Origin of the sequence: Nonomuraea sp. NPDC049028, assembly GCF_043197735.1 — a bacterium.
Classification (GTDB): domain Bacteria; phylum Actinomycetota; class Actinomycetes; order Streptosporangiales; family Streptosporangiaceae; genus Nonomuraea.
In genome coordinates this window covers 174,350-201,020 of sequence record NZ_JBICTR010000012.1, presented here as the reverse complement: position 1 = coordinate 201,020, position 26,671 = coordinate 174,350, and the positions used below count along the sequence as shown (strand labels likewise).

At 67.9% G+C, this 26,671-nt stretch carries 26 protein-coding genes and 1 pseudogene; 14 read left to right on the top strand and 13 right to left on the bottom strand.

Annotation, left to right across the window (positions count from 1 at the left end; all coding sequences use genetic code 11):
* Positions 1-33 precede the first annotated feature (33 nt).
* Positions 34-951, bottom strand: coding sequence for a 4-hydroxy-tetrahydrodipicolinate synthase (gene dapA, locus ACGFJ2_RS42410; RefSeq protein WP_358174474.1), 918 nt, complete (start codon positions 949-951; stop codon positions 34-36).
* Positions 952-1,528: 577 nt separating this feature from the next.
* Between dapA and ACGFJ2_RS42405 the strand changes: the two genes are divergently transcribed.
* The 7 genes and pseudogenes from ACGFJ2_RS42405 to ACGFJ2_RS42375 all read left to right on the top strand — a co-directional run bounded on the left by ACGFJ2_RS42405 (position 1,529) and on the right by ACGFJ2_RS42375 (position 10,287).
* Entirely contained in the window at positions 1,529-2,245 is a 717-nt protein-coding gene (locus ACGFJ2_RS42405; protein WP_358174477.1) for a GntR family transcriptional regulator, read from the top strand.
* A gap of 745 nt (positions 2,246-2,990) precedes the next feature.
* Positions 2,991-3,827, top strand: a complete 837-nt coding sequence (locus ACGFJ2_RS42400) for an alpha/beta fold hydrolase (RefSeq protein ID WP_393478172.1) — start codon at positions 2,991-2,993, stop codon at positions 3,825-3,827.
* 238 nt (positions 3,828-4,065) lie between these two features.
* Positions 4,066-4,722 carry a RadC family protein gene (locus ACGFJ2_RS42395; protein WP_393478169.1) on the top strand — a complete coding sequence of 219 codons (657 nt, stop codon included), beginning with the start codon at positions 4,066-4,068 and terminating at the stop codon, positions 4,720-4,722.
* 1,009 nt (positions 4,723-5,731) lie between these two features.
* Positions 5,732-7,309, top strand: a complete 1,578-nt coding sequence (locus ACGFJ2_RS42390; protein ID WP_393478166.1) for an IS1182 family transposase — start codon at positions 5,732-5,734, stop codon at positions 7,307-7,309.
* 1,109 nt (positions 7,310-8,418) lie between these two features.
* The gene (locus ACGFJ2_RS42385) at positions 8,419-8,901 is read left to right on the top strand and encodes a GntR family transcriptional regulator (protein WP_393478164.1); all 483 of its coding nucleotides are present in this window, start codon (positions 8,419-8,421) and stop codon (positions 8,899-8,901) included.
* Between the two features lie 43 nt (positions 8,902-8,944).
* On the top strand, positions 8,945-9,424 hold the full coding sequence (locus ACGFJ2_RS42380; RefSeq protein WP_393478161.1) for a GntR family transcriptional regulator: 480 nt from the start codon (positions 8,945-8,947) through the stop codon (positions 9,422-9,424).
* Between the two features lie 69 nt (positions 9,425-9,493).
* Positions 9,494-10,287: pseudogene (locus tag ACGFJ2_RS42375) on the top strand (IS5 family transposase).
* Positions 10,288-10,304: 17 nt separating this feature from the next.
* On the opposite strand, the gene ACGFJ2_RS42370 reads toward ACGFJ2_RS42375, so the two are convergent.
* From ACGFJ2_RS42370 to ACGFJ2_RS42360, 3 genes are all read right to left on the bottom strand, one after another.
* On the bottom strand, positions 10,305-10,703 hold the full coding sequence (locus ACGFJ2_RS42370) for an ASCH domain-containing protein (RefSeq protein ID WP_357946821.1): 399 nt from the start codon (positions 10,701-10,703) through the stop codon (positions 10,305-10,307).
* A gap of 73 nt (positions 10,704-10,776) precedes the next feature.
* A complete protein-coding gene (locus ACGFJ2_RS42365; RefSeq protein ID WP_393478158.1) occupies positions 10,777-11,799 on the bottom strand; it encodes a hypothetical protein in 1,023 nt (340 codons plus the stop codon).
* Between the two features lie 248 nt (positions 11,800-12,047).
* Positions 12,048-12,932, bottom strand: coding sequence for a DMT family transporter (locus ACGFJ2_RS42360; protein WP_393478155.1), 885 nt, complete (start codon positions 12,930-12,932; stop codon positions 12,048-12,050).
* A 40-nt stretch (positions 12,933-12,972) separates the two neighbouring features.
* Between ACGFJ2_RS42360 and ACGFJ2_RS42355 the strand changes: the two genes are divergently transcribed.
* Positions 12,973-14,370 carry a PLP-dependent aminotransferase family protein gene (locus ACGFJ2_RS42355; RefSeq protein WP_393478152.1) on the top strand — a complete coding sequence of 466 codons (1,398 nt, stop codon included), beginning with the start codon at positions 12,973-12,975 and terminating at the stop codon, positions 14,368-14,370.
* On the opposite strand, the gene ACGFJ2_RS42350 is transcribed toward ACGFJ2_RS42355, so the two are convergent.
* Positions 14,346-14,651, bottom strand: coding sequence for a hypothetical protein (locus tag ACGFJ2_RS42350; protein ID WP_357946813.1), 306 nt, complete (start codon positions 14,649-14,651; stop codon positions 14,346-14,348). The two genes, ACGFJ2_RS42355 and ACGFJ2_RS42350, sit on opposite strands and share 25 nt — an antisense overlap.
* A 44-nt stretch (positions 14,652-14,695) precedes the next feature.
* Between ACGFJ2_RS42350 and ACGFJ2_RS42345 the strand changes: the two genes are divergently transcribed.
* From ACGFJ2_RS42345 to ACGFJ2_RS42335, 3 genes are read left to right on the top strand one after another with little or no spacing between them, the layout of a single operon-like run.
* Entirely contained in the window at positions 14,696-15,214 is a 519-nt protein-coding gene (locus tag ACGFJ2_RS42345) for a CGNR zinc finger domain-containing protein (RefSeq protein WP_357946810.1), read from the top strand.
* Between the two features lie 44 nt (positions 15,215-15,258).
* Positions 15,259-15,867, top strand: a complete 609-nt coding sequence (locus ACGFJ2_RS42340; RefSeq protein ID WP_357946807.1) for a GNAT family N-acetyltransferase — start codon at positions 15,259-15,261, stop codon at positions 15,865-15,867.
* A gap of 13 nt (positions 15,868-15,880) precedes the next feature.
* A complete protein-coding gene (locus ACGFJ2_RS42335) occupies positions 15,881-16,756 on the top strand; it encodes a 1,4-dihydroxy-2-naphthoate polyprenyltransferase (RefSeq protein ID WP_357946804.1) in 876 nt (291 codons plus the stop codon).
* 92 nt (positions 16,757-16,848) lie between these two features.
* Here ACGFJ2_RS42335 and ACGFJ2_RS42330 read toward each other — a convergent pair whose 3' ends face one another.
* Together ACGFJ2_RS42330 and ACGFJ2_RS42325 are read right to left on the bottom strand one after the other, a co-directional pair.
* Positions 16,849-17,070, bottom strand: coding sequence for a S1 RNA-binding domain-containing protein (locus ACGFJ2_RS42330; protein WP_357946801.1), 222 nt, complete (start codon positions 17,068-17,070; stop codon positions 16,849-16,851).
* A 148-nt stretch (positions 17,071-17,218) separates the two neighbouring features.
* Positions 17,219-17,590, bottom strand: coding sequence for a VOC family protein (locus ACGFJ2_RS42325; RefSeq protein ID WP_393478146.1), 372 nt, complete (start codon positions 17,588-17,590; stop codon positions 17,219-17,221).
* 85 nt (positions 17,591-17,675) lie between these two features.
* Between ACGFJ2_RS42325 and ACGFJ2_RS42320 the strand changes: the two genes are divergently transcribed.
* Positions 17,676-18,140 (top strand): MarR family winged helix-turn-helix transcriptional regulator, encoded by a 465-nt coding sequence (locus ACGFJ2_RS42320; protein ID WP_357946797.1) that lies wholly within the window; start codon positions 17,676-17,678, stop codon positions 18,138-18,140.
* Here ACGFJ2_RS42320 and ACGFJ2_RS42315 read toward each other — a convergent pair.
* The 6 genes from ACGFJ2_RS42315 to ACGFJ2_RS42290 form a co-directional block, all read right to left on the bottom strand.
* Complete coding sequence (locus ACGFJ2_RS42315) at positions 18,137-18,637, bottom strand: GNAT family N-acetyltransferase (RefSeq protein ID WP_393478142.1); 501 nt, start codon at positions 18,635-18,637, stop codon at positions 18,137-18,139. The genes ACGFJ2_RS42320 and ACGFJ2_RS42315 overlap by 4 nt on opposite strands.
* 137 nt (positions 18,638-18,774) lie before the next feature.
* Entirely contained in the window at positions 18,775-19,512 is a 738-nt protein-coding gene (gene dapB / locus ACGFJ2_RS42310) for a 4-hydroxy-tetrahydrodipicolinate reductase (RefSeq protein WP_357946791.1), read from the bottom strand.
* A 71-nt stretch (positions 19,513-19,583) separates the two neighbouring features.
* Positions 19,584-20,894: a pitrilysin family protein gene (locus ACGFJ2_RS42305; protein ID WP_357946789.1), complete on the bottom strand. Its 1,311-nt coding sequence runs from the start codon at positions 20,892-20,894 to the stop codon at positions 19,584-19,586.
* The gene (locus tag ACGFJ2_RS42300) at positions 20,891-23,227 is read right to left on the bottom strand and encodes a polyribonucleotide nucleotidyltransferase (protein ID WP_357946786.1); all 2,337 of its coding nucleotides are present in this window, start codon (positions 23,225-23,227) and stop codon (positions 20,891-20,893) included. The genes ACGFJ2_RS42305 and ACGFJ2_RS42300 overlap by 4 nt, the downstream gene beginning before the upstream one ends.
* 273 nt (positions 23,228-23,500) lie before the next feature.
* On the bottom strand, positions 23,501-23,770 hold the full coding sequence (gene rpsO, locus ACGFJ2_RS42295) for a 30S ribosomal protein S15 (protein WP_214642971.1): 270 nt from the start codon (positions 23,768-23,770) through the stop codon (positions 23,501-23,503).
* 164 nt (positions 23,771-23,934) lie between these two features.
* Positions 23,935-24,864 (bottom strand): bifunctional riboflavin kinase/FAD synthetase, encoded by a 930-nt coding sequence (locus ACGFJ2_RS42290; RefSeq protein ID WP_357948116.1) that lies wholly within the window; start codon positions 24,862-24,864, stop codon positions 23,935-23,937.
* 83 nt (positions 24,865-24,947) lie between these two features.
* Here ACGFJ2_RS42290 and ACGFJ2_RS42285 point away from each other — a divergent pair, with 83 nt between their 5' ends.
* A complete protein-coding gene (locus ACGFJ2_RS42285) occupies positions 24,948-25,967 on the top strand; it encodes an SAM-dependent methyltransferase (RefSeq protein ID WP_358174493.1) in 1,020 nt (339 codons plus the stop codon).
* A gap of 111 nt (positions 25,968-26,078) precedes the next feature.
* The gene (locus ACGFJ2_RS42280) at positions 26,079-26,663 is read left to right on the top strand and encodes a hypothetical protein (RefSeq protein WP_357946781.1); all 585 of its coding nucleotides are present in this window, start codon (positions 26,079-26,081) and stop codon (positions 26,661-26,663) included.
* The last annotated feature ends 8 nt before the right edge of the window (positions 26,664-26,671 follow it).

The following is a 26,671-nucleotide window of genomic DNA, read 5'->3' as shown; positions in this document are numbered from 1 at the left end:
CGTGTTCTCAAAACTCCCGGTTCCTCCCCGTTCCTATGCGTCTGTCAACTTCACCCCGCCGGCTACCAGGCAAGCACGCAGCTCGGCGATCTGCTTCTCTGTCGCGGCCACCAACGGCAGCCGCACTGGTCCGACCGGCACTCCTACCATGCCCAGTGCCGCCTTGGCCATGATCGCGCCGCCAGCGCTCATCATGATCCCTTCGACCACGGGCGCCAGTTGGCGGTGCACCGCAAGTGCTTGAACGACGTCGCCGTTCCTGTACAAGTCGATCATGCGCGCCAGGTCGGCGCCGACCACATGGCCGACAACGCTGACGAACCCGGCCGCGCCAACCGAGAGCCAGGGCAGATTGAGCAGATCATCGCCCGAATAGAAGGCGAGATCGGTCATCGCCATGATCTGGCTGCCGAGGAACAGATCGCCCTTGGCGTCCTTCACGGCCACGATGCGTTCGTGCTGTGCGAGCCGGATCAGGGTTTCGATCTTGATCGGCACGCCGCTGCGCCCGGGGATGTCATAGAGCATCACCGGAAGGTCGGTTGCGTCGGCCACAGCGGCAAAGTGCTGATACAGGCCCTCTTGTGGGGGCTTGCTGTAGTACGGCGTCACTACGAGCAGCCCGTGAGCACCCGCGCGGGCCGCGGCCTTCGCGAGCAAGATGCTGTGGTGAGTGTCGTTGGTGCCCGCCCCGGCCACCACCGTTGCCCGATCACCCACCGTCTCGAGAACGGTGCGCAGAATGCGCTCCTTCTCCTCATCAGAGGTGGTGGGCGACTCGCCGGTCGTCCCGCTGACGATCAGGCCGTCGTTGCGCTGCTCGTCCACCAAATAGGTGGCCAGGCGCCGCACGGCGTCGTAATCGACCGCACCGTCAGGTGTGAACGGCGTGACCATGGCGGTCAACATACGGCCGAAGGGCGCGTCGGTGGTTCCAGTTGGCGAAGCCATAGTGCGAACGCTACCTGGATTCGCAAAAGCGGTGGACGCCGCCACCCCGCTTTGCCTGCCTGGGGCCGCGTATTGTCATGCCGTTCCCCGGCATCTCAGGGCATGTCCGGCCGCACTCGACACGTCCCTAGCGTGCCCCTCCCGGCCACCGAATGGCTCTCTGAGCCGGTTCGCGGGTCCGGCACCGGATCACCGACCCGCCGCTCACAGCGATCACTGGATTCCGTGCGGAGCCACGTGCCTGCCGTACGACCGCAGCTCGACATGCCGCACACAGACACCATGACCTCTGCCGACATGTCGTACATATCCGGCAACCACCACCGACGAGGAGCACCGCCCGCGCGAGCGACTTCGCGCCGCGCATGGGAAGAGGCCGCCGATATGTGCTCGGGGGTACACACATCGACGACCTCTACCGAAGAATCGGTCACTCTTACATCGGCGTTACAGGGTTTCTTTGATAATTTTCTGCCGCCGCAAAGTTGGGGCTCCAAGTGACCTCGATGACGGTCGGTTACCTGTCGAATACGGCAACATAGGGCAACGCCTCACACGAACCCCCAGGGATGGACTAGTGGCCACCTCAGATCCGGTCTACCTGCGTGTCGTCGAAGACATTCGGCGACAGATCACCGACGGCACCCTTCCCCCCGGTGCACCCATTCCCTCACGGGCGCAACTGACCCGCAAGTACCAGGTCGGCGAAACCGCAGCCCGCCACGCCCTGCGCGTGCTGGCGAGCGAAGGTCTCATCATCGGCCGCGTGGGATCGGGTCATTACGTCAGAGAACGCCCAGACCTTTCCCCATTGCACCGATGGCGCTTCCTCGATCATCCTGCGCCGTTCGCCGCCGACCTGCAGTCCCAGGGTCGGCGTGTGACCTGGGACTGGCACAGCGAACCCGCCGAAGCCGGACCCGACATCGCCAGACGGCTGCGGCTCGACGAATCGACCACCCTGACGAGGACGCACTATGTCTTCCGCGGCGATGGCCGGCCGCTCCAGCTCGCCACCTCGTACGAGCCTCTGGAGTTCGCCGCCCACACGGAGGAGGAACGGCGCAGCTTGGTCGCCAGGGTGTACGCGCACGGGATAAAGATCACGGAGATCGTCGAAAGTGTGCACACCCGCGTACCCCGCCCCACGGAGAGCGACGCCCTCGATCTGCCGGCTGGCATCCACGTCCTGCACGTGGAACGCACCCATTGGGCAGGCGACCGCCCAGTGGAGACCAGCGACATCGTTATTCCGGGAGACCGCTTCCGGATCATGTACAGCATGCCTGTTTGACCGAATCTGAGAGCTCCGGGCCGATACCCGCCTCTTCGGCCTGGAGCTCAGCCGGATGACCACCGGGGCTCACCCTTCGTGGCGGCAGCGGCCGACCCGTCCACACAGCATCGACGGCTCACCACCGGGGGCCCGCGCTCCTGGCGCGCGGCGCGGCTGATCGCGCCCCCAAAGCGGTGGAATTCCGATGACCTCGCGAACAGCGAGGGCTTCGAGCGATGATCACCTGCTGCAGCTCGATGATCAGCTCCAGCACCGGCAACCCGATGACGCCCCACCGGTCGTGCGTCTGTGAGACGTTGGCCATCCCCGGAGTAGGCGATGAACCCCATAAGGCGATCATCGAGACCAACGGAACGTGATCTGGACGACGCCATAGATCTTCCACCCAGGGACGCAATTCCACGACGCGCTGGGACGTCCACCCGCTGGGACGTCCACCCGCTGGGACGTCATCCCGGACGGCGTTCCTCCTCGCCTGATCGGCCGCATACGGCCTGGTCAGCGGCGTTCCCCCTCCCCTGCTCGGCCCTATACGGCCTGGTCAGCGGCCTGCCACTAGATCGAGGCTCAACCACTCACGGACCACCACCCGAACCGGCGAGCGCCTTTGTCCAGCGCCGCCACATGGGCTTCGGCTCGAAACAACATCAAGCTAAGTGGCCTCGCCTGGAAGTCTCTCGGGGGTTGACTTTCGGATGTGATGCACCGACCCACTGAGGACGGCTTACTACCATGAGTGGGCATGGAGCTTACGGAGCGATTCGAGTGGCATGGGAGGAAGATCGCCTGGGGACGCGCGGGTGCCGGTCCGGCTGTGGTGTTCTGTCATGGCACGCCGTTCTCGTCAGTGTTGTGGCAGCCGTTCGCGGAGGCCTTGAGCCGCAACTTCACCGTCTACTTGTGGGACATGCCCGGATATGGCCAGTCCTCCAAGCACGCCGATCATCCCGTGGATTTCGGCGCGCAGGCCGATGCGTTCGCGGCGCTGCTCGCGCACTGGGGGCTGGACCGGCCACATGTGATCGCCCACGACTTCGGCGGCGCCGTATCCCTGCGCACGCACCTGATCCTGGGCGTCGATTACGCCTCCCTCATGCTCGTCGACGTCGTGGCCATCCCGCCCAGCGGCTCGCCTTTCTTCAAGTTCGTACAAGATCATCCCGACGTCCTGCCGCAGCTACCGGCCTACATCCATACCGCCATCGTGCGCGCCTATATTCAGGGCGCGAGCCACCGCGGCCTGCGCGACGACGATCTCGACGCCCTGGCGCAACCGTGGACGGGGGAGGAAGGCCAGCCCGCCTTCTATCGGCAAATCGCCCACTATGACGAACGCTTCCTCGAAGAGAACGAGGAACAGTTGGGCCGCATCAATATCCCCGTACGGATCCTGTGGGGCACCAGCGACGCGTGGATCCCCACCGATATCGCCCGACGACTGCACGGCCTGATCCCCACGGCCGAGCTTTCGCTGATCGACGCCGCCGGTCACCTGGTCCACCATGACGCTCCCGTCCCACTCATGGACGAAATCCGCGCCTGGCTCACCGTCCGCACGCGGGCGCGATCTGGCTTGTGAAAGGGCCGGCGTACAGGTCACGACCTGGCTTGTGACGGGGCTGGCGTACGCGGTCGCGATCACCCTCACGGACTGATCGCATCGCATCCGAAAGTCGACTCCCGAGAGACTCCAGGCGAGATCGCTAAGTCAGCCCGATCGAAGCTCGAAAGACGTTCCCCGCGACATTCCAGGCGATCCCTCCTGGCCAGGCCAAGGTTGTCAGTGCTCGTTGATACAACCGTTCTGGAGGTTGCGGATGCGAGTCAAAGACCTGCCCTTGCGTGAACGGCCACGCGAGCGGCTGATGGCGAGCGGGGCTACGGCGCTGGCCGACCGGGAGCTGCTGGCCGTGCTCCTCGGTTCCGGTTTTCGAGGGGCGAGCGCGATGGATCTGGCGGCCCAGGTGATCGAGCACTGCGGCGATCTTGACGGGCTGGCCCGATCCGAGCCGCACCGCCTGCTCGCCGTGCCTGGCGTCGGCCCCGCCAAGGCGGCGCGGGTGGCGGCGGCTTTCCATCTCGTACGGCGAGCGCAGACAGATCCTGAGCGGACCAAGATCAGCAGTACTTCCGACTTGGCGACAGTCGTCGCTCCGCTGCTCCGCGGCCACTCCCGGGAGCGGCTGGTCGTGATGGCGTGCGACGTTCGGGGGGCCGTGTTGCGGCGTATGGTGTTGACCGAGGGTGGCTCCGACCACACGACGGTGCCGGTTCGGGACATCATCACTGCGGTGCTGACGGCTGGTGGAGCGGCATTCGGGGTCGCGCACAACCATCCGAGCGGCTCTCTCGATCCAAGCGAAGCGGACCTGCTGGCCACGGCGCGTCTCGCCGAGGCTGCTAAGACGGTCGGGCTGCAATTCCTCGATCATTTGATCATCACGGAAACGGCGTGGCGTCGGGTGCCCTTCTGACCGCCACGGAGAGTGGTCCGGGACCGGGCCACTCTCCGCCCACCCTGCTGGGCACCGACCCCGAGCCGACCACCGAACCCGTACCACCGGATCTCAAGCGCGACCCAACCACCGAATCACAGCCAAACCTGCGCTACCGGATCTCAAACGCGGCCCGGCCGTCGAACCCCAGGTGCGCTCCAGACCGCCGAACCCTAACCGCCCGCCCCTTGCCAAGCACCAGATCGTCAAGGCCAGCCCGCCAGGGGCCCAGCCCGACGCGGGCCTCGACACCGCTGAAAGACTCCACTGCCTCTCACTGTTATCAAGACCGGCCGACCGGGTGGTGGATCCACGATCTCGCTGTCTGGCTTCTACCAGGGATGAACAGGATCGAGCGGCCGAGAAACTACACCGCTCTGGGGAGCGTCATCTCTGGCGACCGCCCCCGCCTGCGCATTCGCTCGACGCGCTCTCGCGTCTCGCCGAGCCTTTATGCGGCGTTCTGAGCACCACTAAGAGTGCTGATCCACCGCAAGCCCAGCGAAAGGCATGTTTGCGTTGATAGCTCTGAAGGCAAGGCTTCCCTCAGCAGAGCGTGAGACGCTACCTCTGCGAGCAGGTCGACTTGACGTGAGTCGGCCAACCGCTCGTACCAGCGTGGTCCCGTGCCTCCCGGAGGGCATGGGACCACGTCTACCCGCTACTGGGTCCGTCCACGACGCGCGCCAGCGCAGTAACACCGTGGACGGTCGGACTCCCTGCGCGGTCTACCCAGTAGCGGGCGTGTGGGAAAGGCTCAGCATCCCCCACGCGGGTTCTCGGAGCGTCGGCGAACTGCGATCACCGGCGATCAGGGAACCCGTAGTGCACGAAGACTCTCTGAAATCGCAGCCGCTCGACTGTAGAGGGCGGTTGCCTCGTCGCTGGCCCCGTATCAGACGCGGGATGCGGGGCCAGCGCGACCTAGGAGCGTCCTGAAGATCTAGGTGCCCTTTTCAGACCGGGATCGGGGATTCAGACTCGGGTCATGATGGGTCGTCGGAGGGTTCCGGCCGGGCCTGAGGTGTGGGTCGTGTGCCGGGAGATGATCCCGGCCGGGAGCGTGTTCGCGTTTCTGGCCGAACAGCGGCGGGTGTTGTTCCCGCCGCAGGCGTTCGCGGACATGTACGCGCCGGTCAATGGGCGTCCGTCGGTGCCGCCCGGCCTGCTGGCGACAGTGGTGGTGCTGCAGGCGCTGTATGGGCTGTCGGATGAGGAGGCGGTGGCGGCGCTACGGTTCGATCTGCGGTGGAAGGCCGCCTGCGGGCTGGGGTTATACGACCAGGGGTTCGGTCCGTCACTGCTGACGTATTTCCGGCGGCGCCTGGCCCGCTCGTCGCGTCCGGACCGGATCTTCGAGATCGTCCGGGTGATCGAACAGACCGGGGTGCTGACCGGCCGGACTCGGCGGGCGCTGGACTCGACGGTGCTGCTGGATGCGGTCGCCACTCAGGACACCATCACCCAGTTGATCGCCGCGATCCGCCGGGTGGCCCGCCAGGTGCCCGGCGCCGCCGCGCTGGTGGCAGCGCACTGCCACGCCTGCGATTACGCCGATCCGGGCAAGCCCAGGATCGCCTGGGACGATGAGGAGGCCAAGACCGCCCTGATCAGCGGCCTGGTCACCGACGCGCTGACCCTGCTGGAGCACCTGGCCGGCCAGGACCTGGACGAGCCGGCCGCCGGTGCGGTCGGCCTGCTCGCGCTCATCGCCGGGCAAGACGTCGAACCCGCCGACGGCACCGACGGCACCGACGGCCGGTGGCGGATCGCCCTCCGCACCGCACCGGACCGGATCATCTCCACCGTCGATCCCGAGGCCCACCACATCCACAAGAGCGCGCACCAGCGCGACGACGGCTACAAGGGCCACCTGGCCGTCGAACCCGAAACCGGCCTGTTCACCGCCGTCGCCTTGCGTCCCGGCGCCGGGGCTGCCCACCACGAAGCCGTCCTCGCCCCGGACCTGCTCGCCGACGAAGACGGCCCGCTGCAGATCCTGGCCGACGCCGCCTACGCCTCCGCCGAACTGCGAGCCGACCTGACCACCGCCGGACACCGGCTACTGATCAAGCCCCCCGCACTCAAACCCGCCATCCCCGGCGGATTCACCCTCGACGACTTCGCCATCGACACCGGCGCCGGCACAGTCACCTGCCCCGCCGGCCACACCGTCCCCCTCGCCGCACCCTCGGGCCGCTACCAGCAACGCCGCGCCACCTTCACCGGCCTGTGCGCCGCCTGCCCCCTCCACGACCGCTGCACCACCGCCAAGACCGGCCGCATGGTCACCATCCGCCCGCACCACGACCTCCAAGCCGCCGCCCGCCACCAAGCCGCCACCAACCCCGCCTGGCAAGACGACTACCCACGCTGGCGACCCATGGTCGAACGCGCCGTGGCCTGGCTCGTGGCCCGCGGCAACCGCCGCCTGCCCTACCGCGGCACCCACGCCAACGACCGCTGGCTCCACCACCGCGCCGCCGCCCTCAACCTCCGCCGCCTGGTCAACCTAGGTCTCACCTACCTCAACGACACCTGGACCCTCACCCCGACCACCCCATAGTCAGCGGACGGGCCAGCTCATACCGACCCACCCCACCAAGATCTTCAGGACACTCCTAGTCGATGAAGCCCCGCCGAGTGGCAGCAACGATCAGTCACTGGGGTGAGCCATCGTGTGACGGTCAAAGGGAAATGCCTGAAGCCTCCCGGAAGGACACGTTCATGATGGCTCTTTCCCAGTCGGACCTAACCGACCTGCTCGAGTCGCTACGGACGACCGGCAGCGTGAAGAACTCCCGCCGGGGGCTGACGCGAATGCCGCGGGAGCCGATCGAGGCGGGGGCGACTACGGCGGTCGGCCGCACCCTATCAGCGCACAGCGAAGTGCAGCCGGCAGCGCTACGGGCATCGCAAGCGACTGCCGACCAGCACCGTCGGCGATCTGAGTGCGGACAGCGGTATCTGCACATGCAGGGTTCCCGCATGCAAGGTCTCGCGGAGCTGCGCCGGCCTGGACGCCGAAACCGCGGCGTTCCGCGAGCGGCTCCTCGAACACGCCGCCTTCCGCAACTCCAGCGAAATGGCCCACCAGAAGGTCGTCGCAGGTCCCAGGCGCGGAAAGGGGACCTGCGCGAACGGGTGGGTCCCCGGCAGAACGCGGAGTTCCTGGGATGACGTCTGCCGGGAGACCGGACGGGCTGAGCGCACCCGGCCGCGGATGCCATGTAGCCGGGCGGCAAGACGGCCGAGGATGCCCCGACGGCGTCTCGCGATCATCGAGCGTCTCCTTGCAGGAGCAGACACCACAGAGCGTCCATTTGAGAGGCGTTCATTCGGACGCTCTCCTCCACCACCACTCGCCCACCCTTTCTCGTCGTTCTGCGGATGTAACGCTGACCGCCTGCCTGACACAGCTCGTAAAACACCGACTGGCAGTTGCAGGTGTGATCCCGCACGCGCGTCCGTTGAGTGCGGAACCCTTCTTGCCCCCACTCGATCGACACCGACGTGCGACTGGCCGCTGCCACATGGCGGCCGTGAAGGTCACCCTCTTCCCACGCCATGACGCCACTATAACCCAGCCGTATCTACTGGTCTAGCACGTATCCAAATACTCAATGTGCGTGTCCATTTTGGGCGAGCACGTATGGTTTCGTCTATAATCCGAAGATGCTAGATCGCGACGGGCCCGTCCCCATCTACAAGCAGGTCGCGGACCTTATCTGCGATCAGATCGAGCGTGGCGAGCTCGCGGCAGGCGACCCCGTGCCGAGCGAGGCCGAGCTCGAGAAGGACTACGCGATAGCGAGGACCACGGCCAGGCGCGTGGCGCGCGAGCTCCGCGAGCAGGGCATGGCGTACACAATTCAAGGCGAAGGCACATTTGTTGGGCCGCCTGGCACCCCACGCGCATCACGAACCATGCCGATTTATCAAAAGATCGCCGAAGAGATCGCCGAACGAATCCGACAGGGCGAAATAGCGCCCAACAAAGCGATTCCCGGCGAGAAGGCCATGATGCAGCAGTACAGCGTGGCCAAGGTCACGGCGCGCCAGGCTGTGGCGCATCTCAGGGAGCAGGGCTGGGTTTTCACCGTTCCTTATCGAGGCACTTTCGTTTCTGATCCGAAGGAATGGCCGAGCGAGGGTTAATAACTCGCCACCTCTCGTCCAGGCGATGTATAGCCTTGGCGACATGCTCGACCGCGAGGGTGACACTCACCCTTATCAGCAGATCAGCGCGATCATCCGCTCGCGCGTCGCCACGCTTTCGCCTGGCGACCCCGTGGCAAGCGAGGCGGAAATTCAGCGCGAGTTTGGTGTGGCGCGCACTACCGCGCGCAGGGCGATCCGCGTGCTTCGCGACGAAGGACTCATTCATACCGTTCAAGGCGGGGGAACGTTCGTCGGCGCGCTCAACGAGGCCCCCCGCGTTTCCCGCAAAATCCCGCTATATCAGCACATAGCTGCTGATCTTGCGCAGCGCATCATGGCCGGAGAGCTACGCCCGAGACGGCCGATCCCCGGGGAGACGGCTCTGCTGCAGCAGCATGATGTGGCACGCGAGACTATACGGCGAGCCATGGCATTGCTGCGCGAACAAGGGTGGATCTACACGGTCCCTCAACGCGGGAGCTATGTCGCACCAGAAGAGCTCTGGCCTAAGAGGTCCTAACAAAATGATCTAGAGCCGTGTCTCATGCCGCTGCTGATCGTTGATCTTCGTGTGAAGAAGGGCGAGTAGCTGCCGTGGATCGTGCAGGACAGTTTGTGGGAGCGGATCGAGCCGCTGCTGCCGAAGGTGGAGCGGCGCCGACGCCATCCGGAGCGGAAACGGCTGGATGACCGACTGGCGTTGCAGGGCATTTTGTTCGTGCTCCACACCGCGATCCCGTGGGAGTTCCTGCCTCAGGAACTGGGCTTTGGCTCGGGAATGACGTGCTGGCGGCGGCTGCGCGACTGGCATGAGGCCGGTGTCTGGGACCGGCTGCACCAGTTGCTGCTCGCCGAGTTGCACGCCGCGGCCAGCTCGACTGGTCCAAGGCGGTGATCGACGGCTCGCACGTCCGGGCGCTCAAGGGCGGCCCAAAACCGGTCCGAGCCCGGTCGACCGCGCCAAGCCGGGCTCGAAACACCACGTCATCACCGAGGCAAGAGGCATCCCCCTGGCCGTCTGCCTGACCGGCGGCAATCGCAACGACGTCACTCAGCTGATGCCCCTGATCAAGGCCATCCCGCCGGTACGCGGCCGCGTCGGCCGACCGCGTAAGCGACCGGACTGCCTGTACGCCGACCGTGGCTATGACCACGACATGTACCGCCGCCTGGTCTGGCGCACCGGCATCAAACCCATCATCGCTCGACGCGGCACCCCACGGCTCCGGCCTGGGCATTCACCGGTGGGTGGTTGAGCGAACGATCGCGCTCCTGCACTGGTTCCGCCGCCTGCGCATCCGCTGGGAGGTCCGCGACGACATCCACGAAGCGTTCATGAAGCTTGCCGCAGCGATCATTTGCTGGCGACGCCTCGTCCGCTGATCTTTCTGTTAGGACCTCTAAGGGGTAACAAGGCGGAAAGTCAGGCAGACGATCGTCGAGGAGTCGGTCACCTCACGCCCAAGCCCGGCCCAGTACCGTGCGTGAACCTCACGCCAGTGCTCGACAGAGCGGAACCCCTCCCCCTCCGCCTGTGCGAACTCCCAGCTCACCGCCCCGAACGGCACCTGCTCCACCCCCACCACCTCAAGCAGAGCCGCCTGTGAGCCCTCGTCGTCCACGAGCACGAGGCGCTCCCCCACGTGTTCCAGTGGCTCGTCCTCGGCCTCGTAGTCGAGCTCCAGCAGGCCCGCCGTGGCCGTCTTGGCACCGGACAGGACAAGGTCGGTCAGCCTGGTGCGTTGCTCGCCGGCCATGCCGAGTTCGAGCACGCGGAGCCCATCGATGCGTCCCCACATGCAACGGATCGTAACGGTCGCCGCAACCCGCGCCGATGATCCGGTCGACGTCCGCTGCGGTGGCGCCGTCTCCTCAGAAGACCGGGATGATCTCCTCGGGATCGATGAAGTCGACCTGTACGCCCTCCAGGTCGAGTTCGGGGATGGCGGGGAAGGCGATGCCCCAGCGTTCGACGATGGCGCGGATGCGGGCCATGGCGAGCCGCCAGTTCTCCGCCTGCTCCTCGAAGGAGAGGACGCCCAGCCCGGCCTGCCTGGCGTGGTCCATCAGGACGCGGTGATTGGCCAGGAAGTACGGCGGCAGCTCCCAGAAGCCCTCCGGCGGCTCCCAGAGGATCATGGACAGGAAGACGAAGCCGGCTCGGAGCTGGCGGGTGATGAGGGCGCGGGTCTCGTCGGTCAGGCCGGGCCACTCGTTCTCCAGAATGACCATGCAAATCTGGAGATGTCGGGACTCGTCGCGGCCGATGCGCTGGAACATCTCACCGAAGACGGGATGCTCGGTGCCCGAGGCCATACCCCTGAACAGGGTCGAGGCGGCCATCTCGCCCATCATGAAGCTGGTGAAGAGCACGGGCAGCGTGTACTTGCCCACGGCCACGTTGTAGCCGGTCCAGTAGCGACCGCCGTTGTGATAGAGCCAGCCGATGTTGTTGTGGGCGGCCTTCTCCAGGTCGTCGGACGGGGTCCAGTCGAGGGGGCCGCCGGGCCAGAGCTTGGCGATGGTCCGCTGGCAGCATTCCTCGTGGTTCATCTCGTCGCGGGTGATCGAGAAGAAGCACTTCCGGACCGGATCCTCCTCGTGCTTCTCGAACGCCTGGATGGTGGCGCGGGCGAACACCGCCGGCCCCGAGGCGTCGAAGTTGGCCAGCACGGCGAACCAGTACATGATCCCGAGACGCTGCTCACGGGTGAAGTCGTCCGGGTTCAGCCCGCCCCAGGGCAGGTCGGCCGGGTTCCAGACCGTCCTTTTGGATTTCTCGTAGATCGCCGCGAGCTTGGCCGTCTCGATCCGCCACTCCATCGGGTAGATATTCGGCTGCGGGATCTCCGGGGCCGGCCAGAAGCCGCCTTCGGGAATGGTGAGGTCTGCCATGTGTGACACCTCCGCCTCCTATCCTGCGGGGCGGCGTCACGGCTTTCAAGTACGTCCCCCGCCTCCTGTCCTGCGGGGCAACATCATGTCTTTCCAGCCTCCCGCCTCCTGCCCCGCGGGTGGCGCCATGCCTCTCAAGTACGGGCGCATCGCGCCGACGGTGCAGAGGCGCGCGCCCGGCCATACGCACGTCACCCGCCGTCACCTATTGGCGCGTCATGGCGACGGCCAGACACACCGCACCGCCCTCAAGTACGCGTGCGTTGCGTGACAGCCACACACACGAGTACGGCCACCGCGGCCGCCACAGTCGCCGGACCGTACCTCTCCCCCAGCAGCACCCAAGCCCAGGTGAGCGTCAACAGCGGCTGCGTGAGCTGCGTCTGCCCCGCCCTGGCGATGCCTCCCCTGGCCAAACCCGCGTACCAAGGGACGAACCCGAGGAACATCGAGATCACCCCCACATACGCGAACCCGGCGAGCGCCTGGGCCGACGGGTGGACGGGGGTGGTGAGGGAGAGCACGGCCGTCACCGGGACCGTCAGCGGCAGAGAGAGGACGAGGGCGTAGGAGATGACCTGCCAGCCGGGAGTCTCGCGGGAGAGCCGGGCGCCTTCGGTGTAGCCGACGGCCGCCGAGACCAGGGCGCCCAGCAGGAGGACGTCGGGCCAGGCGGCCGTGCCCTGCCCACGGGTGAGGGTGAAGGCGGTGATGGCGATGGCGCCTGCCGCACAGGCCAGCCAGAAGAGGGGGCGCGGGCGCTCGCCGGCGCGCACGACCGCGCAGACGGCGGTGGCGGCCGGGAGCAGGCCGATGACCACGGCGGAGTGGGCGGTGGTGGCACCGAGGTCCAGCGCCAGACCGCTGAAGACGGGGAACCCGAAGACCACACCGAGCGAGATCGCCCCGTAGGAGCGCCACTGATGGCGGGGCGGGAGCAGGGGAAGACGGGCGGCCTTGAGGCAGATGAGCGCTATGACGCCGGCGATCACGGCGCGGCCGATGGCGACCAGCCACGGGTCGAAGCCGCGCATCGCGTAGGCGGTGGCGGGAAAGGAGCCGGAAAAGGCGAGTACGCCGAGAAAGGCGAGGAGAGTCCCCTGACCTCGTGGAGACCCCGGGGAAGCGACCACCGCTACTCTGTCGCCAACGATAGCGCTATTCTTATCCGTCATGGAACAGGATAGCAGTATCGCCCAAATCACCGCGATCCTGCGCCAAGAGCTCAGCCGGCTGCGGCCGGGAGACCGTCTCCCCTCCTCCAGAGAGCTCATGCGCCGCCACAACGTCAGCCCCGTGACGGTCTCGCGGGCCATCGGGCAGCTGGCGGCCGAAGGCCGGGTGGTCACCAAGCCGGGCATCGGGGCGTTCATCGCCCAGTTGCCCGCAAAACCCAACGAGCCGCCGGACTTCTCCTGGCAGACCGTCGCCCTGGGCGATCGGGTGGTCGACGAGAGCCCGGTGACCGGGCTGCTGACCCCGCCGCCCGAGGGCGTCATCCCGCTCACCGGCGGCTACCTCAACCCCGGCCTCAGGCCCGACAAGCAGCTGGCCGCCGCGGCGGGGCGGGCGGTGCGCAGGCCGGGGGCGTGGGCGATGCCGCCGCTGAGCGGGCTGGCGGAGCTGCGCAGGTGGTTCGCGACGCAGGCCGGGGGCGACGTGACCGCGGCCGACGCGCTGATCGTCAGCGGCGGCCAGGCCGCGCTCACGCACGCCTTCAGGGCACTGGCCGCCCCGGGGACGCCAGTCCTGGTCGAGACGCCGACCTACCCGGGCGCCCTGGCCGCGGCCAGGGCGGCGGGCCTGCGGGCGACGGCCGTACCGATGGACCGGGACGGTGTACGGCCCGATCTGCTGGCCGAGGCGTTCGCCGTCACCGGCGCGCGGGTGTTCCTCTGCCAGCCCACCCTGCAGAACCCGACCGGCGCGACCCTCACCCACGAACGCCGCGAACAGGTGCTCCAGGTGGCCAGGGCGGCGGGCGCGTTCGTGATCGAGGACGACTACGCCCGTTATCTCAGTGACCGGACTCCGCCGCCGATGGTGTCGATGGACGCGCACGGCACGGTCGTCTACATCTGCTCGCTCACCAAGATCCTGTCACCGAGCGCGCGGATCGCGGCCGTCATCGCGCGCGGCCCGGCCTCCCACAGGCTGCGGGCCAGCCAGCTGGTGGAGTCGTTCTTCGTGGCGCGTCCGCTGCAGGAGACCGTGCTGGAGTTCGTCGAGTCGCCCGGCTGGCGCCGGCATCTGGCGAACATACGGAGCGAGATCCTGGTCCGCCGCGACGCGCTCGCCACCGAGCTGGCCATGCGGCTGCCCATCGCCGAGCTGCACCTGCTGCCGAGGGGCGGCATGCACCTGTGGGTACGCCTGCCACCGGAAACCGACGAGAACGCCCTGGTCGAGGCCGCGAAACGCAACGGCGTGCTGGTGAGCCCCGGCAGGATCCACTACCCGTCGGAGCCGCCGGGACCCCGCCTGCGCGTCACGCACATCGCGGCCGCCCATCCGGCGGAGCTGGCCGAGGGGGTACGGCGGCTGGCTCAGGCGCTGGCGAACACCTCGTAATGCTCCACGGTCCGCTCTCTGTCGACCAGGAACGCGTCGTCCTCCGGGTAGAAGACCGCCGCGCCCAGATCCTCGCCGGCGAACGCCCTGATCGCCTCCCACGACTCCCACAGCGAGATCAGGAAGAACTCGGTCATGTCCCCGCTGGCGCGCCTGGTGAAGTAGGCACCGCGGTTGCCCGGCGTCTCGGTGTAGCCGGGAAATCCGGTACGCAGGAGGTAGTCCTCATAGGCTGCGGCATCGGACTCCCGGGTCCAGCCCCGCCAGGTGCGAACGATCATGCGACCCATGATGGCGCAACCTGCTATTGCCGTACAGTGGTGACATGCTGGCGCCCGCGGAGCTCGTGCGCGACTTCGTGAACACCTACGCTCTCGATTCCGATGCCGACGAGCTGGCCTCACCCGCCGAGCTGGCCATCTGGCTCCGGGAGCGGGGTCTGATCGGCCCGCGTGACCGCGCGACCGACGAGGACCTCACCGCCGCGCTCACCCTGCGGGAAGTCCTGCGGATGGGGTTAAGACGCGAAACTCCGGAGATGCCCGGACTGCTGGCCTTTCCGCTGCTGGTACGCGTCGGCGCCACCCCGGATCTGATCCCCGTCGAGGACGGCGTCCGGGGCGGTCTAGCCAGGATCGCCGCCGCCGTGACAGATCAGTCGTGGCACCGGCTGAAGGTCTGCGCCGAGAGCATGTGCCAGTGGGCGTTCATCGACTCCTCGAAGAACCGATCACGCTCGTGGTGTTCCATGCGGGTATGCGGCAACCGCACCAAAACGCGCGCCTACCGGGCGAGGAAGCAGGGTTCGCGTCATCTCCAAGGCTCAAACACCGATACGGTGTAACTCGTGCCTTGTGGCATGGACGGCAGGCGAAGGAGCGGGCCGAGATGGCAGACGTAGGCGTCCGGGCGGCCCGGCGCGAGGATGTGCTCCAGGTTGCGAATACTCAGATCCGCGCCTGGCGCTACGGCTATCGGGAGTTCCTCCCCGAGGGGCCGCTCGAGCAGATGACGGGGGCCGCGGCGGAGAAGATGTGGCTGCGGCAGTGGGACGAGGCGATCGTCGCCCCGCCCACACCCATGCACCGGGTGCTGGTGGCGGTGGAGACCATCCTCGACACCGAGGGCTTCCCGGCTCTAGGCGTGGGCGGCAGCGCCGCCCTGGCCACGCCGCGCGGCGGTGAGCGGGTGGTCGGCCTGGCCTCACACGCCCCCGCCGAAGACCCCGACCTCGACCCGACCATCGTCGCCGAGATGCTGACCCTGCTGGTCGATCCCGACTTCGTCCGGCGCGGGCATGGCAGCCGACTGCTCAACGCCACCGTCGACCACCTGCGGGAGGACGGTTTCCGGCAGATCGTCACCTGGGTGTTCGCCGACAACTACGCGGTGCTGGGCTTCCTGGAGTCGGCCGGCTGGGGCGAGGACATGGCCGAGCGCGTGCTCGACATGGGGCGTCCCATCCGCATGGTCAGGCTCACCACCGACATCAGCTAGAGGATTCGTCGATATGGCAACCCCCGGCCAGTGGATCGCCGGCGCACGTCCCCGCACGCTGCCCAACGCCATCGTGCCCGTCATGGTCGGCACGGGCGTGGCGATCGGCGAGGACGGCTTCGTCTGGTGGCGCGCGATCGTCGCGCTGCTCGTGGCCCTGTCGCTGCAGATCGGCGTCAACTACGCCAACGACTACAGCGACGGCATCCGCGGCACCGATGACCAGCGGGTCGGCCCGATGCGCCTGGTCGGCTCGCGGGTGGCCACACCGCCGCAGGTGCTCGCGGCCGCGCTCGGCTGCTTCGGCGTCGCCGCGGTGCTCGGGCTGATCCTGGTCCTGGCCACCCGGGCGTGGTGGGTCCTGCTCGTGGGCGCCGCCGCCATCGCCGCCGCCTGGTTCTACACCGGCGGCAAGTCTCCGTACGGCTACCGCGCGCTCGGCGAGGTGGCGGTGTTCGTCTTCTTCGGCATCGTGCCCGTGGTCGGCACCGCGTACGTGCAGACCGAGCACCTGTCCTGGGCCGCTCTGGTGGCCTCGATCCCCGTCGGGCTCCTGTCGTGCTCCATGCTCGTCGTGAACAACCTGCGCGACGTGGCGACCGACGGCGAGTCCGGCAAGCGGACGCTGGCGGTCGTCCTGGGCGCGGCGCGCACTCGTACGCTGTACGCGACGTGTTTGATCGTGCCGTTCGTGATCGCCCTGGCCATGATCGTGGTCGCCCCGCTGGCCGCGGCGGCCGTACTCGCCGCGCCGCTGGCCATCGCGCCGGTCAAGACGGTCCTGAACGGCGCCGTGGGCCCGGCGCTGATCGGCGTCCTGCAGCAGACCGGCAAGCTGCAGCTGGCGTACGGGCTGCTGTTCACCCTCGGCCTCGCGATCACCCTGTAGCCCTGTAGTCGGTCACCGCGGTAAGCGGTCACCCTGTAGGCGGTTACCCGACGTGCGGGGGCCAGCGAGGGCCCCCGCACGCGCCATCAGCCTCAGCTCGCGGTGAGTCTCAGCCGCCGGTTGTCATGGTCGACCTCGGCGATCCGTACCGAGACGCTCGACCCGACCTGTCGCTGCTCCGGCCCGACGAGCAGCCCGTGGATGCCGTCGGCGACCTCTATGAAGGCGCCGAACGGAAAGACACTGGCCACGCGCCCGTCGAGCACGTCACCGACGGTGTGCCGCGTAGTGAAGCCTTCCCAAGCACTGGACATGCGATCACCTCCTTCCTCTGCGATCTCCGCTTGGGGAACGCGAGAGGCGGCGGGCCACGGGCCCGCTCGGTGATCAAGGCGTGACCGGGCGCCCCGTCTCGTCATGGCACTTGGCCGACCCGGCAGTCACGGTCCCCACCCTACTCCGCTAGGGGACGGCCGTGAACAGCTCGTAGCTATGACCGTTCGGATCGCGCACGTAGACGCCACGGCCGCCGCCGAGGTGGTTGATCCTGCTGTCCCAGCCGTGGCCCGGGCCGGAGCCGTACGCGATCGACGGGGACTCCTGGAGGCGGCGCAGCACCGCGTCGAAGGTGTCGTCGTCGATCAGGAACGCGTAGTGGCCCGGCTGGACCTGGTGCCGGTCGTCGAAGTCGAACGCCAGGTCGTCGTTGACCCTGACGGGCACAAACGGACCGGACGGCTCGGAGACCGGCAGCCCGAGCAGGTCGGCGAGGAACATGGCGGCGGCCGCCTTGTCGGCCGCCGGGACGATCAGGTGGTTCAGGACGATGGACATGTCGCCTTCCCTCACGAGAGACAATATATGCGATTCGCACACACTATATGTGCATATCGCATCCATCTGGGGGTACAGTGTGAACATGAACGCGCACGGCGTTACCCCCGCTGACGGCGACGGCGGTCCCGCGCTCTTCCGGCTGGTGCGCTTCTGGTCGCGCCGGTGGATCAACAGCGCCTCGGAGGAGCAGACCGGGGAGACCCGCCACGTGCAGCACATCCTGGCCGTGGAGGCCGTCGACACCGGCAATGACGCCACCGAGGAGGCCACCGTCGGCACCGTGGCCCATCAGCTCGGTCTCGACCACTCCGGGGCCAGCCGCATCGTCAAGGACGCCACCAAGGCGGGCTACCTGGCCCGCGCGTCGTCGGAATACGACCGCCGGCGCGCGTCACTGCAGCTCACCGCGCATGGCGAGAATCTCCTGGCGGGCTCGCGCCAGTGGCAGCGCCGCGCCTTCGACGAGCTCACCGTGGGGTGGGACGACTACGACCGCCGGCAGTTCGCCTCATACTTGAAGCGACTGGCCGACGAGCTCGGCGTCTAATCCGCCATCATTCGACCTGCCACGACCATCCGCATGACCACGCGCGGCGCCACCTCGATGCCCAGCTCGCGTTCGTGCTCGACCAGCGCCCACAGCTCCGGCCCCCACCCCGCCTCGGGCAGCACGGAGAAGCCGTGCCGCGCGTACCAGGGCGCGTTCCACGACACGTCCCGATAGGTCGTCAGCGTCACCGCGGGCGCGCCGCTCGCGGTCGCGTGGTCGCGCACCGCCGCGACGAGCCGCCCGCCGATCCCCTGCCGCATCCGCGACGGGTGTACGGCCAGCTGGTCCAGGTGCAGGTTGCCGTCGACCCAGCCGATCAGCGCGAACCCGGCGGGCGGCTCTCCTTCGACCAGCACGGCGGACGGATCCGTGACCTCTTCGATCATGGTCGTCCCCGGCGGGAAGACGATCCCCACCTGCTCGAACAGCCCGTCGGCGGCCAGCTCCACCTCGACCAGTCCGGGCAGTTCCCCCGGCTCGACCCATCGCGCCATGCCGACACGGTCTCATGTTCGGCCTGCTCGCGCCCCTGGATATTAATGTGGTGGGCACAGGCTCGGCTGTGCGGAGCCGGGATCCCCTCCTCACGTCGTGCCCATGACCCGGGTCAGGTCGTGGGCATGACGTGTGTTCAGAGGTCGAGCAGCGGCTCCAGGCCGACGGTCAGACCGGGCAGCTCGCGCACCCGGCGCACACCGAGCAGCACGCCCGGGGTGAACGACGAGCGGCTCATGGTGTCGTGCCTGATCGTGAGGATCTCCCCGTCGCCACCCAGCAGCACCTCCTGGTGGGCGATGAGCCCGCTCAGGCGTACGGCGTGGACGTGGACGCCGCCGACGTCGGCCCCGCGCGCTCCGTCGAGCTCGGCGGAGGTGGCGTCGGGCATCGGGCTCATCCCGGCCTTGGCGCGCGCTTCCGCGACCAGCTCGGCCGTGCGGCGGGCGGTGCCGGACGGCGCGTCGGCCTTGTTGGGGTGGTGCAGCTCGACGATCTCGACGGAGTCGAAGTGCTTGGCCGCCATCTGGGCGAAGTGCATCATGAGCACGGCGGCGATGCCGAAGTTGGGGGCGATCAGGCAGTTGGTGCCGGGGAACTTGGCCAGCCACCCGCGCACGGTGTCGAGCCGCTCGGCGCCGAAGCCGGTGGTGCCGACCACCGGGTGGATCCCGTGGGCAATCGCCCATTCGAGGTTGCCCATGACGACGTCGGGATGGGTGAAGTCGACGACCACTTCGGCGCCTTGGAGCCCTTCGATGGCGTCGTCCTTGTCGAGCGCCGCCACCAGCTCCAGGTCGGGGGCCGCCTCTACCGCCTTGCACACCTCGACGCCCACCCGACCGCGCGCGCCCAGCACACCTACCTTAATCACAGGTCAACCCTATACCTGCCGAGCTGCGCGGACCCTCCAGGGAGGAGGGTCGCACGCGCCTCGGCAAGACATCAGGCGATGGCGCTGGAGAAGTCCTTGTCGCCGTACGGACCGATCACGGCGAGGGTGAGCGGCCGGTTGAGAACGTCGGCCGCGACCTCGGCGATCTCGTCCGGAGTGACGGCCTCGATCCTGGCCAGCACCTCGTCCACGGACAGCAACTCGTCGTAGACCAGCTCGTTCTTCCCGATCCGCGACATGCGTGAGCCGGTGTCCTCCAGGCCGAGGACCAGCCCGCCCCGCATCTGCCCCTTGCCGCGCATGATCTCGTCGGCGTCGAGGCCGTCATCGACCACCCTGACGACCTCGTCTCGGCAGATCTTGAGCACGTCGTCGATCTTCGACGGCAGGCAGCCCACGTAGATACCGAACTGGCCGGTGTCAGCGTAGGCCGAGGTGTAGCTGTAGGCGGAGTAGGCCAGCCCGCGCTTCTCCCTGATCTCCTGGAAGAGCCTGGACGACATGCCGCCACCGAGCGCCGCGTTGAGCACGCCGAGGGCGAAGCGCCGGTCGTCCGTACGGGACATGCCGGTCGTACCGAGCACCAGGTTGGCCTGTTCGGTAGGACGGTCGAGCACCTTGACTCCCGACCGCGTCCGGGCGCCCGGCCCGCTCGTGCGGGGCGGGTCGGCCTCCAGCGGTCCGCCGAGCGCGCCCGCCCGCTCGTAGGCGCGCACGACCAGCTCGACGACGTCCTCGTGCCGGATGTTGCCGGCGACGGAGACGACCGTGCGGCGCGGCTCGTAGTGGTGCTGGTAGTAGTCGGCGATCCGGTCGCGGGGGAGCTCGTTGATCGACTCGACCGTGCCGAGGATGGGCCGCCCGATCGGCGAGTCTCCGTAGAGCGCCGCCGCGAACTGCTCGTGCACGACATCGGACGGGTCGTCGTCGTGCATGGCGATCTCTTCGAGGATCACCCCGCGTTCGGACTCGACGTCGTCGGGGGTGATCAGCGAGCTGGTCACCACGTCGGCGAGCACGTCAACCGCGACCGGCAGGTCCTCGTCGAGCACCCGGGCGTAGTAGCAGGTGTATTCCTTGGCGGTGAAGGCGTTGATCTCCCCGCCGATGCCCTCGATGGACGCCGAGATCTCCATGGTGTCGCGCGTGGGCGTGCCCTTGAAGAGCAGGTGTTCGAGGAAGTGGGTGGCCCCCATGTGCTGGGAGTCCTCATCACGCGAGCCGATGCCGACCCACATGCCGACCGCGACACTACGCACGGTCGGCATGGTCTCGGTCACCACGCGCAGCCCACCGGGAAGGACGGTGCGCCTTACCACCCCGGCCCCGTCACGGCCGGGGTGCAGCGTGGTGGTTCTCACGAGTTGCGGTCGTCTCCATCGGAACCGTCGGCGCGAGGCGCGCGCACCCGGGTGCGGGTACGGCGGGGACGGTCGTCGCGCGGCTTGTCGTCCGACGCGGCGGCCGGCGCCTCGGCACCATCGGCGGACTCGGCCTCGCCCTTGGCCTCCTTCTCGGCGGCCTCCTTCTCGATCACCTCGACCGGGACCAGGGACAGCTTGCCCCGGCCGTCGATCTCGGCGATCTCGACCTGGACCTTCTCGCCGACGCTCATGACGTCTTCCACGTTCTCGATGCGCTTGCCGCCGTGCAGCTTGCGGATCTGGGAGACGTGGAGCAGGCCGTCCTTGCCGGGCATCAGCGAGACGAACGCGCCGAAGGCGGCGATCTTCACGACCGTGCCCAGGTAGCGCTCGCCGACCTCCGGCATGTGCGGGTTGGCGATGCCGTTGATCACCGTACGCGCGGCCTCGGCCGACGGGCCGTCGGTGGCACCGATGTAGATGGTGCCGTCGTCCTCGATGGTGATCTCGGCGCCCGTGTCGTCCTGGATCTGGTTGATCATCTTGCCCTTCGGGCCGATGACTTCGCCGATCTTGTCCACGGGGACCTTGATGGTGATGATGCGCGGCGCGGTCGGGTTCATCTCCGCCGGAGAGTCGATCGCCTCCTGCATCACGTCGAGGATGGCCAGGCGGGCGCCCTTGGCCTGCTTCAGCGCGGCGGCCAGCACGGAGGCGGGGATGCCGTCGAGCTTGGTGTCGAGCTGGAGCGCGGTGATGACGTCCTTGGTGCCGGCGACCTTGAAGTCCATGTCGCCCATGGCGTCCTCGGCGCCGAGGATGTCGGTCAGCGTGACGTACTGGTCGCCCTCGCCGATCAGGCCCATCGCGATGCCCGCGACCATCTCGCGCAGCGGCACACCGGCGTCGAGCAGCGCCATCGTGGAGGCGCAGACCGAGCCCATCGAGGTGGAGCCGTTGGAGCTCAGCGCCTCGGAGACCTGGCGGATGGCGTAGGGGAACTCCTCGCGCGACGGCAGGACGGGGATCAGCGCCCGCTCGGCCAGCGCGCCGTGACCGATCTCCCGGCGCTTGGGCGAGCCCACGCGGCCGGTCTCACCGGTGGAGTAAGGCGGGAAGTTGTAGTTGTGCATGTAGCGCTTGGTCCGCTCGGGGTTGAGCGTGTCGATGACCTGCTCCATGCGCAGCATGTTGAGGGTCGTGATGCCCAGGATCTGGGTCTCACCACGCTCGAACAGCGCCGAGCCGTGCACCCGCGGCACCACGTGGACCTCGGCGGACAGCGCGCGGATGTCCTTGGTGCCGCGGCCGTCGATGCGCAGGCCCTCCTTGATGACCCGCTCGCGCATGAGCTTCTTCATCACCGAGCGGAAGGCGGCGGAGATCTCCTTCTCGCGGCCCTCGAACTCGGGGAGCAGCTTCTCGACGGCCAGCGCCTTGACCTTGTCGAGCTCGGTCTCGCGCTCCTTCTTGCCGGCGATGGTCAGCGCGGCGGCGAGCTCGGTCTTGACCGCGCTCTCCAGGGCGGCGTAGACGTCCTCCTGGTAGTCGAGGAAGACGGCGTATTCGGCGGTCTCCTTCGCCGCGACCTGCGCGACCCGCGACTGCGCCTCGCACAGCACCTTGATGAACGGCTTGGCGGCCTCAAGGCCCTGCGCGATCGTCTCCTCGTTGGGCGCGACGGCGCCCTCGGCGATCAGCTTCAGCGTGTCCTTGGTGGACTCGGCCTCGACCATCATGATCGCGACGTCGCCGTCGGCGAGCACCCGCCCGGCCACGACCATGTCGAACGTGGCGCGCTCGAGCTCGTGGTGCGTCGGGAAGGCGACCCACTGGCCGTCGATCAGCGCGACGCGGACGCCGCCGATCGGGCCGGAGAACGGCAGCCCGGCGAGCTGCGTCGACAGCGAGGCCGCGTTGATGGCGACCACGTCGTAGAGGTGGTCGGGGTTGAGGGACATGACCGTGGCGACGACCTGGACCTCGTTGCGCAGCCCCTTGACGAACGACGGGCGCAGCGGCCGGTCGATCAGGCGGCAGGTGAGGATGGCGTCCTCGGAGGGACGGCCCTCACGGCGGAAGAACGAGCCGGGGATGCGTCCCGCGGCGTACATGCGCTCCTCGACGTCCACCGTCAGCGGGAAGAAGTCGAGGTTTTCCTTGGGCGACTTCGAGGCGGTGGTCGCGGACAGGACCATCGTGTCGTTGTCGAGATAGGCGACGGCGGAACCCGCCGCCTGGCGCGCCAGACGACCGGTCTCGAACCGGATCGTGCGTGTGCCGAATGAGCCGTTGTCTATGACGGCTTCAGCGGTGTGGACACCCTCCACGGGGGACCTCCTTGGTCAGTCAGTCTCCCGCGCCCTCTTTCTCACCGGCACCCTCGTTAGGTGCAGCGCCGGTCTTCGATCGAAGCGCCCGGTCAGAACTGTCACTGTTACCGGAAGCCACTACCGAGGACCGGCCCGCATGCGTCGCGGGTCGCTTGGTGCTTGTGCGGACGCGGGGGCTCTTAAGTGTGTCTCGGATATTCAGTTGTACGGCGCTCGACGCGCCGGTGGTGCAATGAGAAGGGAGCGACGCGGACGCCGCTCCCTCTCACTCTATCGGCGCAGGCCGAGGCGCTCGATGAGCGCACGGTAACGCGCGATGTCGACCTTCTGCAGGTACTTCAGCAGGCGGCGCCGACGCCCGACGAGCAGGAGCAGGCCACGACGGCTGTGGTGGTCGTGCTTGTGCGTCTTCAGGTGCTCGGTCAGCTCGCTGATGCGCTTGCTGAGCAGCGCGATCTGCACCTCGGGCGACCCGGTGTCGCCGTCGGCCGTCGCGTATTCAGCGATGATGGTCTTCTTGGCAGCGGTGTCGAGGGACACGGCTCTCCTTTGAGCTACAGGCACGCGCGAATAGATAAATGATGCGAGCGACCGTGCGTGCCTACAGTCGCCGCGGCGAAGGCCGTCAGAGCAGCGCGCAGCGCCGCCGTCACTGGACCGACATGCAAGGTTACCATCGCGGTCAAGCGCCGCGTCATCTATCCTCAGCCCGAGGTCAGCCGCCTGGCCTGGTCGACGTCGGTGTGGATCTGGGCGATGAGCTCTTCGATCGAGTCGAACCGGGTGTTTCCCCGCAGTCTCGCCGCGAAGTCTACCGCCACGTGCACGCCGTACAGCTCCAGGTCGTCGCGGTCCAGCGCGTACGCCTCGACCGTGCGCGGGACCCCCTCGAAGGTGGGGTTGGTACCGACGGAGATGGCGGCGGGCCAGCGCTCACCCGCGTAGAGGGCGGGCAGGTTGGCGACGGGCACGCACTCCAGCCAGCCCGCGTAGACCCCGTCGGCGGGGATGGCCGTGTGGGGCGGCGTCTCGACGTTGGCGGTGGGGAAGCCGAGCTGGCGGCCGCGCTGGTAGCCGCGCACGACGACGCCCTCCACCCGGTGCGGGCGGCCCAGGCCGGCCGTGGCGCCCTCGACGTCACCGGCCGTCAGCCGGCCGCGGATCTCGGTTGAGGAGACCCCGTCGAGCAGCGGGACCACCTCGACGGCGAAGTCGTACTTCTCGCCGAGCGCGACCAGGGTCTCGGTGGTGCCGGCCGCGCGGTGGCCGAAGGTGAAGTTCGCCCCCACCACGACCACGGCGGCCCGCAGCCGGTCGGCGAGGATCGACTGGGCGAACTCGCCGGGGCTCATCCTGGACAGCTCCAGCGTGAACTCCTCGACGCACACCTCGCCCACGCCGAGCCCGGTCAGCAGCTCCGACCTGCGCCTCGGCGTGGTCAGGCGGGCCGGGTGGGACCCGGGCCGGACGACCTCGGCGGGGTGCGGCTCGAAGACGACCGCGACGCCGCGCAGACCACGCTCCCGGGCGGCGGCCACGGCCCGCTCGACCACCTGTTGGTGCCCGCGGTGCACGCCGTCGAATACGCCGATCGTGACGGCGGACCTTTCCGAACCCTGCACGCCCGGCCCCATTCGCTTGTCGCGGATCAATCCCCCACCAGCCTGCCATGCGGCGCCGCGTCAGCTCCAATCGAGGGGGTAGCATCGGCCGCACCATGCCTCGATACGCACTTCTGATCCTGCCTGCCTTCAACCGTGTCTACGGTGAGAGCGCGGTCCGCCTGACCCTCGCCGAGCTGGCCTTCTTCGGCCGGCGGGCCCTGGAGACCGAGGTGTCGGACCTCGGGGAGAGCGTGATCGGCGGCCTGCCGTACGTGACCTTCGAGACGGCCGCGCCGCTCGGCGCCGGTGACGTCGCGCTGCTGTCCAACCTCTCCTCGGTCTACGCGCTCTACGGGATCGAGGGCGAGCTGCTGCGGCCGCTCACCGTGTCGCCGCTCGACCGGCTCAGCAGCGATCTGATCACGATCCAGAAATACGCCGGCAAGACGAACGAGCACTTCACCAAGCTGCTGCTGAACGTCACGGTGCTGGCCAGCGACCGGCGGCTGGACGAGCGGTTGTCGGTGTTCGATCCGCTGTGCGGGCGTGGCACCACGCTCAACCAGGCCCTTATGTACGGATATGACGCCTATGGGGCTGATGTCGACAGCAAGGACTTCGAGGCGTACACCGGTTTCCTCAAGACCTGGCTGAAGAACAAGCGGTTCAAGCACACCGCCGAGACCGTGCCCGTACGCCGTGAGCGGGCGCTGGTCGGCCGGCGACTGAACATCTCCTTCAGCCGGTCGAAGGAGGAGTTCAAGTCCGGCGACACGCAGCGCGTCTCCGTGGTCAACGCGGACACCCTGCGCAGCCGCGAGTTCTTCAAGCCGCGGTCCTTCGACGTCGTGGTGACCGACGCCCCCTATGGCGTGCAGCACGGCAGCAGGGGCGGCGGCGGTGGGCTGTCGCGCAGCCCCCTGGAGCTCATCAGGAAGGCCGCGCCCGTCTGGGCGGAGCTGCTGCGGCCCGGCGGCGCCCTCGGCATCTCGTGGAACACCTATGGCGGCACCCGCGACGACCTGGCCGAGATTCTCGCCAAGGCGGGGCTCGACGTGGTCGATCTGCCGGACTTCGAGCACTGGGTCGATCAGGCGATCGTCCGCGACATCATGGTGGCCCGCAAGCCATAAGAGGTCGGATCTCTCTCCCGCTTCCGACAGCTCGCATCACAACTCTTGACGAGGAGTGTGACGAGTGATCCTATGAATCCTGATAGGAAACTTTCCTAATCGGGAGGAACGATGCGATTAGTCACCACGGGCGCGTTAGCGATCGGATTACTCGTCCCAGCCCTGCCCGCCGCGGCCGACCCTGTGGAGTCGGGACCTTGGACCTCGTACGAGCCGACGTTCACCGTCCAGGAGCGGGGTTGCGGTGACGTCAACGACCTGACCTTCAAGCTGAGCTGCTCCACCGGTAGCGGCGACCAGCGGGCCGAGCGGCGCTACGCCACCTACTCCAGCGGCACCCGCCAGTTCGAGGGCTACTTCAAGATCACCAGTCTGGAAGGCACCCGCATCAGCCTGAAGCAGACCTTCAAGACGACCGGCCCGTTCTTCATGCTCGCCGTCGAACGCGGCGGCCGGCTCTACTCCGTGCACGGCGGCGACACGATCGCCACCGGCGCCACGATCGGCACGACGGTCCGCGTCAACACCGTTCACGTGGTCGGCAGCACCCATCGGACCTACATCAACGGGTCGCTGAAGCACACCGTGTCGAGTGAGAGCGGCAGCTTCTACGACAAGTTCGGCGCCTACCGGACGGGCAGCGGCAAGGGTCCCGCCACGGTCGAGTGGAGCGGCATCCAGTTCTGGCGCAAGTAGCGCGATGA

Coding starts and splice junctions, on each gene's coding strand:
- dapA (WP_358174474.1), bottom strand. CDS start 951: ATGGCTTCGCCAACTGGAACCACCGACGCGCCCTTCGGCCGTATGTTG.
- ACGFJ2_RS42400 (WP_393478172.1), top strand. CDS start 2,991: ATGGAGCTTACGGAGCGATTCGAGTGGCATGGGAGGAAGATCGCCTGG.
- ACGFJ2_RS42395 (WP_393478169.1), top strand. CDS start 4,066: ATGCGAGTCAAAGACCTGCCCTTGCGTGAACGGCCACGCGAGCGGCTG.
- ACGFJ2_RS42390 (WP_393478166.1), top strand. CDS start 5,732: ATGATGGGTCGTCGGAGGGTTCCGGCCGGGCCTGAGGTGTGGGTCGTG.
- ACGFJ2_RS42385 (WP_393478164.1), top strand. CDS start 8,419: ATGCTAGATCGCGACGGGCCCGTCCCCATCTACAAGCAGGTCGCGGAC.
- ACGFJ2_RS42380 (WP_393478161.1), top strand. CDS start 8,945: ATGCTCGACCGCGAGGGTGACACTCACCCTTATCAGCAGATCAGCGCG.
- ACGFJ2_RS42370 (WP_357946821.1), bottom strand. CDS start 10,703: ATGTGGGGACGCATCGATGGGCTCCGCGTGCTCGAACTCGGCATGGCC.
- ACGFJ2_RS42365 (WP_393478158.1), bottom strand. CDS start 11,799: ATGGCAGACCTCACCATTCCCGAAGGCGGCTTCTGGCCGGCCCCGGAG.
- ACGFJ2_RS42355 (WP_393478152.1), top strand. CDS start 12,973: ATGGAACAGGATAGCAGTATCGCCCAAATCACCGCGATCCTGCGCCAA.
- ACGFJ2_RS42350 (WP_357946813.1), bottom strand. CDS start 14,651: ATGATCGTTCGCACCTGGCGGGGCTGGACCCGGGAGTCCGATGCCGCA.
- ACGFJ2_RS42345 (WP_357946810.1), top strand. CDS start 14,696: ATGCTGGCGCCCGCGGAGCTCGTGCGCGACTTCGTGAACACCTACGCT.
- ACGFJ2_RS42340 (WP_357946807.1), top strand. CDS start 15,259: ATGGCAGACGTAGGCGTCCGGGCGGCCCGGCGCGAGGATGTGCTCCAG.
- ACGFJ2_RS42335 (WP_357946804.1), top strand. CDS start 15,881: ATGGCAACCCCCGGCCAGTGGATCGCCGGCGCACGTCCCCGCACGCTG.
- ACGFJ2_RS42330 (WP_357946801.1), bottom strand. CDS start 17,070: ATGTCCAGTGCTTGGGAAGGCTTCACTACGCGGCACACCGTCGGTGAC.
- ACGFJ2_RS42325 (WP_393478146.1), bottom strand. CDS start 17,590: ATGTCCATCGTCCTGAACCACCTGATCGTCCCGGCGGCCGACAAGGCG.
- ACGFJ2_RS42320 (WP_357946797.1), top strand. CDS start 17,676: ATGAACGCGCACGGCGTTACCCCCGCTGACGGCGACGGCGGTCCCGCG.
- ACGFJ2_RS42315 (WP_393478142.1), bottom strand. CDS start 18,637: ATGGCGCGATGGGTCGAGCCGGGGGAACTGCCCGGACTGGTCGAGGTG.
- ACGFJ2_RS42290 (WP_357948116.1), bottom strand. CDS start 24,864: ATGGGGCCGGGCGTGCAGGGTTCGGAAAGGTCCGCCGTCACGATCGGC.
- ACGFJ2_RS42285 (WP_358174493.1), top strand. CDS start 24,948: ATGCCTCGATACGCACTTCTGATCCTGCCTGCCTTCAACCGTGTCTAC.
- ACGFJ2_RS42280 (WP_357946781.1), top strand. CDS start 26,079: ATGCGATTAGTCACCACGGGCGCGTTAGCGATCGGATTACTCGTCCCA.